Source organism: Acinetobacter sp. CAU_H_29a_1, from assembly GCF_058599505.1.
Map to the genome: position 1 here is coordinate 1,504,568 of NZ_CM178655.1, position 14,509 is coordinate 1,519,076.

The window sequence follows — 14,509 nt, forward strand, 5'->3', positions numbered from 1 at the left end:
AAAACAATTATATCGTTCTAAAGTTGCAACATATCGTTTTATCTTTATAGATGTATTCGTTGTAGAACTCTATAGACTAAGCAGTATTCCAATGTGAGATAAAAACATGAACTTTAAAGCTTTAACAATCGGTTTGGCTGTTGCAACTGCGACTACATTTGCTATGGCGAAACCTGTGGCATATCAAATTGACCCTACACATACAGCAACAGTTTTCACATGGAGCCACTTTGGTTTTTCAACTCCATCTGCTAACTTCAGCGACATTCAGGGTGTAATTAATGTTGATAATGCAAAACCTGCAAATTCATCGGTGAATGTAACGATTCCTTTATCTAGCTTAAACACCAACGTAAAAGCTTTAGATGAGCACTTGCAAGGCGGGGATTTCTTTGATGCAGCAAAATATCCAAAGATCACTTTCAAGAGTACAAAAGTACAAGCAGTTGGTGCAAACAAATACAAAATCACAGGTGATTTAACCATTAAAAATGTGACAAAGCCTGTCGTTTTAGATGCCGTGTTGAATAAGCAAGGTGAGCACCCAATGACCAAAGCACAGTCAATTGGTTTCAATGCAACCACTTCATTTGACCGTTCTGCTTTTGGTGTAGGCGCATACGTGCCAAACGTGGGTGATAAAATCACTGTGAATATCACCACTGAAGCATCAGTTCCACAGCCTAAAGCTGCTGCAAAATAAGCGATATCTACCAAAAAAGCACCTTCATAGAGGTGCTTTTTTATGTCTGCTCTAAACTTAAAATTTAGAGCAATAGGCGCATTGACGGATTATGGCTGAATTATTAAACCAGTGCTTTTAAATATGCTGCCAAAACTTGTCCAGAGACATGTTCTAGTTGAGCTGCACAGCGTTGGTTGTCTGCACGCAATGCTGGAATATTGATGTTTGCTTGACGAAGTTCAGCAGTATGCCCAATTAGCCATTTTTCTAAACCATCCGCTGCGACTTCAGGATGGAACTGTAAGCCTAGAATATTTTTGCCTACACGAAAAGCTTGGTTGGGATAAACTTCTGAGCTGGCCAACAGTTCAGCTTGAGCAGCGAGTTCAAAGGTGTCGCCATGCCAATGTAGGACTTCAGTTCCTACCAGTGTTTGTAATGGGTTATGTTCAACGATATTGAGCTGTAACTGACTCCAGCCAATTTCTTTGCTATGACCTGCATATACTTTTGCACCGAGTGCATGTGCAATCAACTGTGCACCTAAGCAAATGCCTAAAGTGGGTAAATTCTTTTCTAAACGAACTTTTAGTAAGTCTATTTCTTGTTGTAAGAAAGGGTAGTCTTCAGTTTCATATACCCCAATCGGGCCACCTAAAATGACGGTTAGACCTGTGTAGTTCAGAGCTTTAGCTAAATCATCTTTGCCTGCTTCAAAATATCGTACCCGATAACCCAATTGATATAACACATCTTCCCATGCGCCCAAATCTTCAAAAGCAAGATGCTGAATCGCGTAAATGGTATCGGGTAGTGTCGTCATAGTTGGCTCGTTCACAGGGGTTAAAGGAGTTTAAAAATGTACAGGGAAATGCGTAGAAGTTGAAGGCAATAAATCAGAAAATATGTAGAAAAACTATAAATTCAATCCAAGATTTTACTTGAGCTGTAGCATGTTTTTAATCATCCATTTGCTTGAGCTTAAAATTTCTCGTTGTAGATGTCCATCCGCCATGCTGCGTGCCATGACGATTGCGCCGACCAGTTGAGATAGAACCGCCCAAGCTTGTATTTCACTGCCTAGATGTTGTGTAAAGAGTGCATGACCACGAAGCATTTCCTGTTGAAAACACAGTCTTGTTGTTTCACTACTACGTGCTACCTCGGCTGCAAGAGAGGGAATAACACAGCCTTGATCTGGACGTTGCACATGAGACAGCGCTAAATAACGTTCAAGTTCGAAGTCAATCCACTCTTCGAGGTTATCGTGCGGATTGGCTTGCCATGCTTGAAAGCTGTGTTGTAACTCGGACTCGATCAGTGCTTCAAATAATTCATGTTTTGATGAAAAATGCGAATAAAAAGCACCGCTGGTCATTTGAGCCGCTTTCATAAAACCGTCGACGCCAGTATTGGCAAAGCCTTGCTTCTTGGCCAGTTGAGCACTGATTTTAAGCAGCTCTTGACGTTTTTCTTCTTTATAGCCTGTTTTATAGCGCATAGGAGTTTCAGAGGTGGTCCCACATGTTTGAACAACTAAAAGCTTATTTATAAGTGATACTCTGCTCTAGTTAAGCTACCTTATTTTGTTGTGGTAGCTGGTCATAGTAAAACTCATCTGGAGTCATTTTGTCCAGACTCGAATGAGGTCGTTTCAAATTATAAAATTCAAAATATGCGTTTAATTGCTTCTTCGCATCCAAAACATTGCTGTAGGCTTTGAGATACACCTCTTCATATTTAACGCTCCGCCATAATCGTTCAACCATCACATTATCAACCCATCGACCTTTACCATCCATACTGATTTGAATGCCATTTGATTTCAATACATCAATAAATGCATCACTGGTAAACTGACTGCCTTGGTCTGTATTAAATATTTCAGGTCGACCATATTTTTCAATAGCTTCATTTAATGTTTCTATGCAAAATGTAACCTCCATACTAATCGATACTCTATGCGCAAGTACCTTGCGGCTATGCCAATCAATCACAGCACATAAATAAACAAAGCCTTTTGCCATAGGGATATACGTTATATCCGTAGACCACACTTGATTACTGCGCTGAATAGCCAATCCTTTGAGCAGATATGGATATTTGCGGTGAGCTTGATTAGCCTGGCTTAAATTTGGTTTGCAATATAACGCATTAATGCCCATTTTCTTCATTAAAGTACGTGTATGACGTCGTCCTATATGATGTCCTTGACGATTCAACAAATCACGCATCATACGGCTACCTGCAAAAGGGTATTGCATATGTAACTCATCCATACACCGCATCAGCTTCAGATCTGATGTACTCACAGGTTTTGGGCGATAGTAATAACAACCACGGGAGACTTTCAGCAGCTGAGCTTGCTTAGATACTGAAATCTGAAGTGAGTCATCGATTAACTTTTGTGGTTGAAGCGGCCCAGTTTCTTCAACACACCTTCTAAAAAATCAATTTCTAATGCCTGCTCACCGATTTTTGCATGTAGTTTTTTTAGATCGATGGGTGGTTCTGTTGGAGCTTTTGATTGATCGAAAGCTTGCGAGGAAGCTGAAATCAGTTGATTTTTCCAGTCGATAATTTGGTTTTGATGAACATCAAATTCAGCACTCAATTCAGCAAGTGTTTTTTCTGCTTTAATCGCAGCAAGTGCTACCTTAGCTTTAAAATCATTTGAATGATTTCTTCTTGGTCTACGTGCCATAAAATACTCCATATATTGATGTTTATAACATCATTTGGGGAGCAAAATATCACTTATAAGTGTTGTTCAAATTTCCTGATCCACCTCTTTTCATCAAAATAAAATTGACTGATGCTGAAAACTATAACATAGTGATCGTTATGATAACGATCGTTATTTTATAGAGGGAGTGTATTTATGGATGAATTACAGCCAGAACAGCAGTTGCAAAAGGCTGATGCTAAAAAGAAAGTCGCGTTAGTGATTGGCGCAGGAGATGCTACAGGGGGCGAAATCGCGAAACGTTTTGCACGTGGTGGATACATCGCCTGCATGACGCGAAGAAATGCCGAAAAACTCCAGCCCTTAATTGCAGAGATAGAAGCTGAAGGTGGCCTTGCATATGGCTTTGCGTCGGATGCACGTAAAGAAGATCAAGTCATCGCTTTGGTAGAAGAAATTGAAGCCAATATTGGTGAAATCGATGTTTTAGTGTTTAACATTGGGGCGAATGTGCCATGTAGTATTTTAGAAGAAACTGCACGTAAGTATTTTAAAATTTGGGAAATGGCATGTTTCGGCGCGTTCTTGACAGGGCGTGAAGTGGCGAAGCGTATGCTCGTGCGTGAACATGGGAGCATTATTTTCACGGGTGCAACCGCAGGCATAAGAGGTGCAGCAAACTTTGCCGCTTTTGCAGGGGCGAAACATGCACTGCGTGCTTTAGCGCAAAGTATGGCACGTGAGCTTGGCCCGAAAAATATTCATGTGGCACACGTGGTGGTGGATGGGGCAATTGATACCGATTTTATTAAAGACACTTTTCCTGAGATGTACGCGCGCAAAGAACAGGATGGCATATTAAATCCCGTGCATATTGCAGAAAATTATTGGCATTTGTCGCAGCAACCGCGCGATGCATGGACGCATGAGTTAGATTTAAGACCTTGGATGGAAACGTGGTAAAAGGACAAAGCATGAAAAGCGTAGAATTTTATTTTGATTTGGGCAGCCCATATAGCTATTTGGCCTACTATCGTTTACTGCAAATAGCAGAGCAGCAAGAGATTCAGATTGTGTATAAGCCTATTTTATTAGGCGGGGTGTTTAAAGCAACAGGTAATCGTAGTCCGATAGAGATTCCTGTCAAAGGGGTTTATTCAATCTTAGATATGCAGCGCTGGGCGGAGTATTACCATATCCCAATGCAAATGAATCCGCATTTTCCAATGAACACTTTAACCCTAATGCGCATTTTGACAGGCGTTCAATTGTTGCATCTAGAAAAGTTTGAGCAAGTTTTAAAACTTTTATTCGATGCGATGTTTGGTACACCACAAAATCTGAATGAACCTACTGTCTTGGCAGAAGTGCTAAAACCAAGTGGCTTTTCTGTAGAAGATATTATGAGTATGGTTCAGTCGGATGTGGTGAAACAAAAACTGATCACTGAAACAGAACAGGCCATTCAACGTGGCATTTTCGGCGCACCGACATTCTTTGTGGGTGATGAAATGTATTGGGGCCAAGATCGTCTACATTTTGTAGAGCAAGCACTGAATAAAGCGAGCTAAAATACAAGTTAAAAGAACACACCATTTAAGATTAGCCATAAAATTACGGCTGATCTGCTTCAAATTAAAATAAACGCTTAGGCGCATGTTCCGTGTCTAGACTCACCATTTTATGTTCATCTTTTAAGTCTACACCTGAGTAACCGAGTTTCTTAGAGCCACGCATGAGAGACATTAGCCGTTGTACTGCAACAGGAATGCTTAAGCCCGCAGGTCGAACATTTGAAATACAGTTCCGTTTAGCATCCAACGTACCTGAGGCTGCTTTCCATGTATAGTAAACGCCCATACTATCAGGTGAGCTTAGGCCAGGCCTTTCGCCAATCAGCATCACGAGCATAGTCGCGTGTAGGCACTCTGCAACTGGATCACCCAAAGCGACTCGGCTTCCAGTAGCAATAACCATCGGTGCAATGCTCCAGTGTTCCGCTTGCAACTGCGGGATAAGGTGTTGAATAAAAGGCACTGCATTTTCTTCAATTGCCCGTGCAGATAGTCCATCACCAATCACAATGCAGACATCATAGTTTTGCGGGTTGCTGGCTTTAAAGACCTTTAAGCCATGTTGTGAAGCTGGACTTAACAGGCGACCTAGGTCAGGACGTTTTAAGTATTCTTGTTTATTTTCAGCTTGACTGTGTACCGTCAGACTATCCAAACCTAGTGTATTAAAACTTGCAACTAAGTGTTCGACATCTAAAGCTTGATGTACCGCATCTTGCGCTTCCGCATGTGCTAGTTGAAATTTCAGCAGTTCATGGGTCGGGATGCTACAGCCTGCACGTCCAATGGCGATACGAGCATCGGTAAATTTCTTTAAGTTTTCCCAAACATCCTGATGCTGTTCAGATTGATAGTTTTCTAGAGGAACAAGTGACATAAGTTGCTCCTTATATATGTAAAAGTTTTTCAAATTGTGGCGGGATATGTTCTGGCCAGAGAATGTGCTGCTGCTGTTGTTTAAAGATGCCTTGTTCCGCCAACCACAGATCAAACTCAGGTGCGGCTTTTAAGCCCAGAAGTTGCCTTAAATACAGTGCATCATGAAACGATGTAGTTTGATAGTTCAGCATGACGTCATCCGAACCGGGAATACCCATAATAAAGTTCAAACCTGCTGCACCGAATAGGGTGAGTAGTACATCCATGTCGTTTTGGTCGGCATCGGCATGGTTGGTATAGCAAATGTCGCAGCCCATAGGTAAGCCTAGGAGCTTGCCACAAAAATGGTCTTCCAAGCCTGCACGGATAATTTGTTTACCATTGTATAAATACTCTGGGCCAATAAACCCAACCACAGTATTTACCAGTAGTGGGTTAAATTTACGAGCCACAGCATAGGCACGGACTTCTAAGGTTTGTTGATCTACACCGTGATGTGCATTACTAGATAAAGCACTGCCTTGACCTGTTTCAAAATACATCACATTTTGTCCCACAGTCCCACGCTTGAGAGCCAGTGTTGCTTCATAGCCTTCACGCAGTAATTCGAGATTAATGCCGAAACCTTCATTGGCGCGCTGAGTGCCTGCAATCGACTGAAACATTAAATCAATCGGCACATTTTTCTCTGCCAGTTGAATCCCCGAACTGATATGCGTCAGCACACAGGACTGGGTTGGAATATGATGCTCTTGGATCACATGATCGAGTAGTTTGAGTAGCTCCGATAAATTTTGTAGGTTATCGGTTGCAGGGTTAATCCCAATGACGGCATCACCATTGCCATACATCAAGCCATCCAAAATACTGGCCGATATTCCCAAGAGATCATCGGTCGGATGATTCGGTTGTAAACGGATCGAGAGATGACCTTTCAATCCGATGGTGTTGCGAAATTGGGTGATGACTTCACATTTACTTGCAACCAAGATGAGGTCTTGGTTGCGCATAATTTTACTCACCGCAGCCACCATTTCAGGGGTTAAACCGAGCGCAAGTTTTTGTAATTTCTGCGTAGTCGCATCTTCACTGAGTAGCCAGTTACGAAAGTCTCCTACGGTAAAATGTGAAATCGGCGCAAATAAATCACTACGGTGCTCATCGATAATCAGGCGGGTTATTTCATCCTGTTCATAGCTGATCAGCGCTTCAGTTAAAAACTGCTTCAATGGAACATCCGCCAATGCCATTTGTGCGGCAACACGTTCAGTGGCATTTTCCGCCGCAACACCTGCAAGTTGATCACCTGAGCGCAGCGGGGTTGCTTTTGCCATTAAAGTTTTTAAATCATTAAACACATAGTGCTGATGTCCAATCAACGTTTTATAAGCCATGTCATAGGTCCTTCTATAAGTCTTGTTCGGCCTTACGAATACTTTCAAACTCTTCTTCAGGTGTACCTTGAACGAGTCGATGGCGACTATGGAAAATAAAGTAGGCAATAAAGACCGCATAAATAGTGGCAGCCATAAACCAAACTTTAGGATCCACCACAAAACCAGCTATCACCGCAATACTGGCTAAAATCAAAGCAATTGATGAGGTGACAATCCCACCTGGGGTTTTATAGGGACGATGCAACTCTGGACGGCTGATGCGCAGTTTAATGTGAGAAAGCATCATCAAGACATAAGAAATAGTCGCACCAAATACCGCCATCAGGATGAGCAGATCACCTTCACCTGTTAGGGACAATAAAAAACCAATGATGCCAGGAATAATAATCGCTAAATAGGGCGCTTTGTTTTTATTGGTCAGTGATAACGAGGTCGGTAAATACCCCCCCCACGGGATAAGGCGAAAATTTGACGTGAATAGGCATAGATGATGGAGAAGAAACTTGCAATTAAACCTGCTAGACCGACAAAGTTAACAAAACTGCCTAACCAGGTGTTTTGACCATAGACTGCTACCAGTGCATCAACTAAGGGTGCGCCTGATTCTTTAAGTTGTTCTGCACCAGCAGCACCAGCACCTAAGAACAGAATAAGTAGGGCAAAAGCGGCCAAAATCAACATCGAACCGATTAAACCACGTGGTAATGATTTGGATGGATCTTTGGCTTCTTCTGCTGCCAGTGGTACACCTTCCACCGCTAAAAAGAACCAAATGGCATAGGGTACCGTCGCCGAAATACCAATATAACCCATCGGGAGGAAGCTACTTGCTCCGATATTTTCAGTTGGTGCAATGTTAAATAAGTTGGCGCTGTTAAAATGTGGTGCCATTGCGATAATAAAGACAAAAAGAGCTACGGCTGCAATGGCGGTAATGACAAACATGATCTTGAGGGCTTCACCTGCACCTTTAAGATGAATACCCATAAAAACCAGATAGCAGATGAGATAAATACTCCATCCACCGACACCAAATAAGGACTCGCAGTAGGCACCAATAAAGCATGCGATGGCTGCAGGGGCGATGGCATATTCAATTAAAATCGCCGTGCCAGTGAGATAGCCGCCAAATGGACCAAATGCGGTACGCGCAAAGCTATAGCCACCGCCCGCAGTGGGCAGCATGGTGGCCATTTCAGACATCGACAGGCACATGCATAAATACATGATGGCTACGACAACCGTTGCGATAAACATACCGCCCCAGCCACCTTGAGCAAGACCGAAGTTCCAGCCAGCAAAGTCGCCTGAAATGACATACGCTACGCCTAAACCGACTAATAATAGCCAGCCTACAGCACCTTGTTTCAGTTGCCTTTTTTCAAAATAGTCGTCAGATGTGCTTACTATTGAAGTAGAGAGCGGAGTCGTTGAGCTGTTAATGGGAGAATCGGTCATGTGAAGCTCCATATCTTGAGTTTTTATAGATGGCTTGATGGATGCAATATTTATGCAATTTCAGTACCAAGCGACTAGACGTCCTGTCTAATATTTATATGACACAGTTTTGAATTATTGTTTTGATGTTTGATGTTTGATGTTTGATGTTTGATGTTTGATGTTTGATGTTTGATGTTTGATGTTTGATGTTTGATGTTTGATGTTTGATGTTTGATGTTTGATGTTTGATGTTTGATGTTTGATGTTTGATGTTTGATGTTTGATGGAGAAATGTTTAGGGTAACGAATCACCCTAAACACATAGAGAACTGTATACGAATAAGCTAAGTGCTTAGAAGAAGCCCATAGGCTTGGTTGCATAGCTCACAAGTAAGTTTTTAGTTTGTTGGTAATGATCAAGCATCATTTTATGGTTTTCACGACCAATCCCTGACTTTTTATAGCCACCGAAAGCGGCATGTGCAGGGTAGATGTGGTAACAGTTGGTCCAAACGCGACCCGATTGAATTGCACGACCTGCGCGGTAAGAGGTATGTGCTGAACGTGACCATACACCAGCGCCTAAACCATAAATGGTGTCGTTGGCAATTTTAATCGCATCGTCAAAGTCTTTGAATGTTGCCACTGAAAGTACAGGCCCAAAAATTTCTTCTTGGAAAATTTTCATGTCATTGGTGCCTTTGAAAATGGTTGGTTCAATATAGAAACCAGAACCCACTTCATTACGCTCACTACCACCTGTTAGTACTTGCGCACCTTCACCGCGACCTGTTGCGATACAACCCAAGATTTTCTCTTGTTGTTCAAGTGAAGCTTGCGCACCAATCATCGTTTCTGTATCGAGCGGATGACCCGTTTTAATGCGTTTTACACGTTCAACTGCCATTTCAAGGAATTTATCCGCAATGCTTTCTTGAACTAAAGCGCGCGATGGGCACGTACAGATTTCACCTTGGTTAAGCGCAAACATAGCAAAGCCTTCGAGTGCTTTGTCTAGGTAGTCGTCATCTTGCGCCATAACATCTTCAAAGAAAATATTTGGAGATTTACCACCAAGCTCCAAAGTCACTGGAATGATGTTTTCAGTGGCGTATTGCATGATCAATTGACCGACCTGAGTCGAACCTGTGAATGCAATTTTGGCAATACGTGGATTGGTTGCCAATGGGCGACCAACTTCTACGCCGTAACCATTGACTACGTTTAGTACGCCTGCAGGCAATAAATCTTGAATGAGTTCAATTAAAACCAAAATGCTCGCAGGGGTTTGTTCTGCAGGTTTAAGTACAATACAGTTACCCGCAGCCAAAGCAGGAGCAATTTTCCATGTTGCCATCAAAATTGGGAAGTTCCATGGAATGATTTGTCCTACCACGCCTAATGGTTCATGGAAGTGATAGGCAATGGTATCTTCATCAATTTCAGAAATGCCACCTTCTTGCGCACGGATACAACCTGCGAAATAGCGGAAATGGTCAATGGCTAAAGGAATGTCCGCTGCAAGTGTTTCACGAATCGGTTTACCGTTATCCCATGTTTCAGCCACAGCCAATTTTTCTAGATTTTGTTCTAGACGATCTGCAATTTTAAGGAGTAAATTTGAACGTGTAGTAGGAGAAGATTTGTTCCATTGTTCTTTGGCTTTATGCGCAGCATCAAGTGCAAGTTCGATGTCTTCTACAGATGAGCGAGGGACTTTTGTAAAAACTTTACCGTCGACAGGAGAGATATTTTCAAAGTATTCACCTTTTACTGGAGCAACCCACTCGCCACCAATAAAGTTGTCATACTGTGCTTTAAATTCTACTTTAGAACCAGATTGGTTAGGGTCTACATAGCGCATATTGAAGTTCCTTTGCTTATTGATTTTTTAAAAGCATCTACAGCTTTGGTATAAGGTACATCTGTACAATATTTAAGTAGCATAACTAATATAAGGTTGGAAAAAGGTTGGAAGGAAGGAGGTTTACACGGCTTTGACAAATGTTTACAACCAAGTAATACAGTGGACGTATATCAGGAATTGTTTTGAGTATAAGGAATGATGGCAATGCAACATTTAATACAGAAAAGACAAGAAATAGAAAAGCTTAGAACCAGTAGCAGTATTTCGACGGTACAAGCTGAACAATTGGGAAAAAGTATTGCAAGTTCATGGCAGCGCTCTAACTCCGCAGAAATTCCAAAAGATCGCTTTGCTGCGCCCATTTCTGAGGGTTCCATGTCACAAGGTTCAGCGTTGCAACATGCTTTGAGTTATTGCGCAGATGAACTGAGACATATTGCACAACAGTCGTCTATGGTGGTGGCTGTAGGAGATATTGGTAGTACGATTATTTGGAGTGCCTCCAGCAGACAAATGCGTAATGCGGCAGAAAGTGTACATTTTGTTGAAGGCGGGCAATGGCGAGAGGAATTGGTGGGGACCAATGCGTTGGCCTTGTCCTTAAAAACGCAACAGTCCAGTTGTGTCTTTTCAAATGAACATTACATGAGCTCCATCCATGATTGGGTTTGTTATGCTGCACCAATCATCGACCCTTACTCAAAACACGTCCTTGGGGTGATTGATTTATCCACCACATGGAAAAACCACAATAGCCTTGGTCTACTCGCAGCAGAGCGCTGTGCATCTATCATTCAAACGGCACTGTTAGAATACCAGCGTCAACAGTTGTATATCCGTGCTTTTGGTGTTCCACAAGTACATTTCAATGGCAAAGTGATGGTCCTCACACCGCGACAAATTGAAATTTTGACCATCTTGGCGTTGTGCCCACAGGGTATGACTTTAGATACTTTGCATCAGGCCTTATATGGTGAGCGCAAGGTGAGTGTGGGAACACTTAAGGCCGAAATGTCACAATTGCGTGACTTGCTCGGTGGAATGTTGGGATCTCGTCCTTATCGAATTTTGGCGCATATTGAGGCTGATTTTTTACAAGCTGAGCAGGCCTTAGATGCTGCGTATATCGAGACCGCGTTAAAACTTTGTTCAGGGGTTTTACTGCCTAAAACAGAAAGTCCATTTCTATGTGCATGGCGTGACTGTTTGGAGTCACGTTTAAGCAGTGCGATTTTTAAAGCCAATGAAACCGATATGTTGTTTAAACATGTCGCACGTTACCCAGAGGCGATTGATGCCGTTGAGCGACTCATTGAGCTGACACCGGATGGACACCCTGCGCATCAGCTACTTGAGAAATATAAAATTTAAAAATTATGAATTGTGTTGGAAAGGTGTAGTTACACTATTTTTTGCTCGAGCCACTGGAACAGCTCAGCATAGACTTCGGCACGAACTTCAGGTGCGGAGAGGACTAAGTCGTGTAAACCATTTTGAATGGTCACGACAGTGACGTCACCTTGTAAATTTTTGGCCTGCTTTTCAATGTCTTTAACATCTAAAATCACATCACTGGTTTGCGCGGCTACGCCCCATTTCTTTGGGTTGAGCGTTTGATGTGAATGCATGATGAGTGTAGGGACAGAGAGCTTTAAACCACCGCGATGAATTTCTTTCTGCGCTTCATGAATTGCACGTACAAAGCTGATCCGAACCATAGAATAGCTTGGTTGTTTCCACTCCAAATCAAAGTTCCATTCACCATGCTCGTTTTGATGTAGGCTCGGTACATACCATTTATTCAGTTCACTTGGAAACTTGAGGTCAGGAAAACGCTTTGCGAGTCGACTGAGCTGCGGCACGCCAAGTTTGAGCTTAATGGGATGCATATTAAAATCATAAAAAGGGCTATTGGCCCAAAGTGCTTTGATCAGCGGATGCCTAGGATTGTGCGCAGCGTATAAAGTCGTGATTAAGCCACCGGTAGAGTGTCCTGCAAGCAGCACCGCAGTATGGCCTTCATTGCCAATGGTCTCTAAGGCTTGGGTAATCTCAGCATCATATTCGTTGAGATCACGGACGTTATAATATTTTTGATGGCTCAAGTGAGAACGACCATATTTTCTTAAATCGAGCGCATAAAAATCATAACCATGCTGATTAAATTGTTCAGCCATTTCGGTTTGGAAAAAGTAGTCAATAAAACCATGGATATACAGCACAGCTTTTTGAGTATTTTGCGGTGCTTTTTTGCGTACGAGGGTTGCGCATACAGCACCTTCATAATCGTCTGGAAAACTGAGTTTTAATTGTTCATAGCCTTCACCGAGGACATCAGTTGTATACGCAGGATGAGTCTGAGTTGCTGACATAATTTGCTCTGGTTGTTATTGTCATGAGTTTTCTTATCCTTGATGAAGCGCAAAACTTTGTCAACCACAAATAAAAAAAGACAATTTAAGTGCACAGGTAAGCAAGGATTAGGCTTACCTGAATGAAACAGTATGGACGTCTGTTTCATTCCACTTAAATTGTCAAAGCAAACAAAAAGTTAAGAAGAGAACTTAGACCGCTGCTTTAAAATCGACCACTGAAGCACTAGATGTGAGTGCAGCTTTGAAGATGTCGACCACTTGAGCATGGTTTGCTTTACGTGGGTTCGTCAGCATGCAGGCATCTTTTTGCGCATTTTCAGACATAACACCCAAATCTTGCTCTTTCACACCCAGTTCAGACAAGCTCGATGGAATACCAATCGATGCAGATAGTTCACGAATTGCGTCAATGGCAGCATATCCAGCTTCTGTCACAGTTAAACCTGTGGTGTTAACTCCCATCAGTTCAGCAATTCGTGCATAACGGTCAGGGCAGGCAATTAAGTTGAACTCACAGACGTGTGGAAGTAGGACTGCATTACATACGCCGTGAGGTAGGTTATAGAAGCCGCCGAGTTGATGTGCCATTGCATGGACATAACCTAGAGATGCATTATTAAATGCCATACCTGCTAAATATTGTGCATAACTCATGGCATCACGTGCTTCTAAGTTTTCGCCGTTCGCAACTGCTGGACTTAACCATTCGCTAATCATTGAAATAGCTTTTTCAGCACAGGCATCAGTGATTGGGTTTGCGGCTGTTGAAACATAAGCTTCTACTGCATGGGTTAAAGCATCCATACCTGTTGCTGCTGTTAAGCTTGCAGGTTTTGCAATCATCAGTTTAGGGTCATCAATTGCAATTAGTGGAGTGCAGCGCCAGTCTACAATTGCCATTTTTACATGGGTATCTGTATTGGTAATAATACAGAAGCGTGTCATTTCTGACGCTGTACCTGCCGTGGTGTTGATGGCAATAAGAGGGGTCATTGGAACCGTACTTTTATCGATCCCTTCGTAGTCACGAATATGACCGCCGCCCGCAGTCACAAGTCCAATACCTTTAGCGCAGTCATGCGAAGAACCACCACCTAAGGACACAATAAAGTCACAACCTTGTTCGTTATACGCAGTCACGCCGTTGTGGACATTGATGTCAGTTGGGTTCGGTTCTGCACCTGGAAAGATATGGCTATCAACACCTGCATCTTTGAGATATCCTGCAATGGTGTCGGCTACGCCAAATTTAAATAAACCTGCGTCGGTCACAATCAGTGCTTTCTTTGCACCGAGGTTTTGTGCTTTACCACCAATTTCTTTGGCACAGCCTGGGCCAAAAAGTGAAACACAAGGGATATAAAAACCGTTGGTTTGATCTGCAATATTTTTAAAAGCCATGGTGCGATTCCTTCTACCATTATTTATGTTGTTATCGGTGCTCATTACCGTTTTTAGAGTATCGAATGATTCAAAAAACTTGTGTACCTACCAAATACCTACCATAAGTAAGGGAATGACAAAGACTGACTTTAGCGAACAAAATAGCTATCGATAAAAGGCATAGCCTGTGGTTCAGGATTTGTTTATATTGGTTTTGAAGTTG

General features: G+C 42.4%; 12 protein-coding genes and 1 pseudogene. 4 read left to right on the forward strand and 9 right to left on the reverse strand.

Going from position 1 to position 14,509, the window contains the following annotated elements:
* The first annotated feature begins 106 nt into the window (after positions 1-106).
* Positions 107-703, forward strand: a complete 597-nt coding sequence (locus AC4MDD_RS07410; RefSeq protein ID WP_114837831.1) for a YceI family protein — start codon at positions 107-109, stop codon at positions 701-703.
* Between the two features lie 103 nt (positions 704-806).
* On the opposite strand, the gene AC4MDD_RS07415 is transcribed toward AC4MDD_RS07410, so the two are convergent.
* From AC4MDD_RS07415 to AC4MDD_RS07425, 3 genes are all read right to left on the reverse strand, one after another.
* Positions 807-1,508 (reverse strand): glutamine amidotransferase, encoded by a 702-nt coding sequence (locus AC4MDD_RS07415; protein WP_491882486.1) that lies wholly within the window; start codon positions 1,506-1,508, stop codon positions 807-809.
* Positions 1,509-1,622: 114 nt separating this feature from the next.
* Entirely contained in the window at positions 1,623-2,186 is a 564-nt protein-coding gene (locus tag AC4MDD_RS07420) for a TetR/AcrR family transcriptional regulator (protein ID WP_279734297.1), read from the reverse strand.
* A 70-nt stretch (positions 2,187-2,256) separates the two neighbouring features.
* Positions 2,257-3,401 (reverse strand): IS3 family transposase gene (locus AC4MDD_RS07425; RefSeq protein WP_126624276.1). Its coding sequence is split into 2 segments (ribosomal slippage): positions 2,257-3,137 and positions 3,137-3,401, totalling 1,146 coding nucleotides; the frame shifts between segments, so codons are not numbered across the junction.
* Between the two features lie 165 nt (positions 3,402-3,566).
* On the opposite strand from AC4MDD_RS07425, the gene AC4MDD_RS07430 reads away from it, so the two are divergent.
* A complete protein-coding gene (locus AC4MDD_RS07430) occupies positions 3,567-4,334 on the forward strand; it encodes an SDR family oxidoreductase (protein ID WP_491882487.1) in 768 nt (255 codons plus the stop codon).
* A gap of 11 nt (positions 4,335-4,345) precedes the next feature.
* Positions 4,346-4,942 (forward strand): 2-hydroxychromene-2-carboxylate isomerase, encoded by a 597-nt coding sequence (locus tag AC4MDD_RS07435; RefSeq protein ID WP_491882488.1) that lies wholly within the window; start codon positions 4,346-4,348, stop codon positions 4,940-4,942.
* A gap of 64 nt (positions 4,943-5,006) precedes the next feature.
* Here the strand turns inward: AC4MDD_RS07435 and eutC are convergent, their stop codons facing one another.
* From eutC to exaC, 4 genes and pseudogenes are all read right to left on the reverse strand, one after another.
* On the reverse strand, positions 5,007-5,822 hold the full coding sequence (eutC, locus tag AC4MDD_RS07440; RefSeq protein ID WP_491882489.1) for an ethanolamine ammonia-lyase subunit EutC: 816 nt from the start codon (positions 5,820-5,822) through the stop codon (positions 5,007-5,009).
* A 10-nt stretch (positions 5,823-5,832) separates the two neighbouring features.
* Positions 5,833-7,218, reverse strand: a complete 1,386-nt coding sequence (locus AC4MDD_RS07445; RefSeq protein WP_491882490.1) for an ethanolamine ammonia-lyase subunit EutB — start codon at positions 7,216-7,218, stop codon at positions 5,833-5,835.
* A gap of 13 nt (positions 7,219-7,231) precedes the next feature.
* Positions 7,232-8,679 (reverse strand): annotated as a pseudogene (eat, locus tag AC4MDD_RS07450) (ethanolamine permease).
* Positions 8,680-9,013: 334 nt separating this feature from the next.
* The gene (gene exaC, locus AC4MDD_RS07455; protein WP_010326874.1) at positions 9,014-10,525 is read right to left on the reverse strand and encodes an acetaldehyde dehydrogenase ExaC; all 1,512 of its coding nucleotides are present in this window, start codon (positions 10,523-10,525) and stop codon (positions 9,014-9,016) included.
* 198 nt (positions 10,526-10,723) lie between these two features.
* Here exaC and AC4MDD_RS07460 point away from each other — a divergent pair, with 198 nt between their 5' ends.
* A complete protein-coding gene (locus AC4MDD_RS07460; protein ID WP_010326873.1) occupies positions 10,724-11,899 on the forward strand; it encodes a helix-turn-helix domain-containing protein in 1,176 nt (391 codons plus the stop codon).
* Between the two features lie 29 nt (positions 11,900-11,928).
* Here the strand turns inward: AC4MDD_RS07460 and AC4MDD_RS07465 are convergent, their stop codons facing one another.
* Both AC4MDD_RS07465 and mdh read right to left on the reverse strand, forming a co-directional pair.
* Positions 11,929-12,900, reverse strand: a complete 972-nt coding sequence (locus AC4MDD_RS07465) for an alpha/beta hydrolase (protein WP_491882491.1) — start codon at positions 12,898-12,900, stop codon at positions 11,929-11,931.
* A gap of 192 nt (positions 12,901-13,092) precedes the next feature.
* Positions 13,093-14,304: an iron-dependent methanol dehydrogenase gene (mdh, locus tag AC4MDD_RS07470; RefSeq protein WP_279740925.1), complete on the reverse strand. Its 1,212-nt coding sequence runs from the start codon at positions 14,302-14,304 to the stop codon at positions 13,093-13,095.
* Between the last annotated feature and the right edge of the window lie 205 nt (positions 14,305-14,509).